This window comes from Kineococcus gurbantunggutensis, from assembly GCF_050871925.1.
Lineage (GTDB): Bacteria > Actinomycetota > Actinomycetes > Actinomycetales > Kineococcaceae > Kineococcus.
The window spans coordinates 1-512 of sequence record NZ_JBJLSG010000352.1; the positions used below are offsets into that span (position 1 = coordinate 1).

A 512-nucleotide genomic window follows, 5' to 3' on the forward strand; every position below is an offset into this window, starting at 1 on the left:
ACGCGATGATACGCGTTGTTACGTGCTGGGACGCGGGTTGGGCCTGGGGCCGTGCGGGGCTGGGCGCCGCGGGACCCCTCGCTGCACCCCGCGGTGCAGCGGGTGGCGTGTTCAGCCGATCTTGGTGAAGGTCTGACAGTCGCTGGTGGAGAAGCCGGTGTCGCTGGCTTCGATGGTGACGATGGTGGCGCCGGTGACGTAGTCGTTGCTGATGATGTCGGCGAGGTCGCCGCTGAAGCCGCTCAGGCGTTCCCAGTAGCAGCCGTAGCTACCTGCTGCGGGGCCGTTGGAGCGGTAGGTGCCCGGCTGGACGTCGGCTCCGACGCGGAAGGTGCCGGTGCCGGCGATGGTGGGGGCCGGGGCGGGCGGCTGGGCGATGGGCTGGTTGATCAGGGCGCCGCGGGCGGGGTTCCACTCGATGTAGCCGCCGGTGAAGTTCTGGCGCTTGCCGCCGGTGATGTCGAACTCGCTGCTGGTGGGGAAGCCCAGGCGGCCGCCTTCCCAGCCCTGGC

General features: G+C 70.5%; 1 protein-coding gene. It reads right to left on the minus strand.

All coding sequences use genetic code 11. The features are described 5' to 3' along the window. Nucleotides 1-111: 111 nt before the first annotated feature. A partial coding sequence (locus ACRYR7_RS25630; RefSeq protein WP_432575212.1) for an LGFP repeat-containing protein occupies nucleotides 112-512 on the minus strand: 401 nt, incomplete at its 5' end.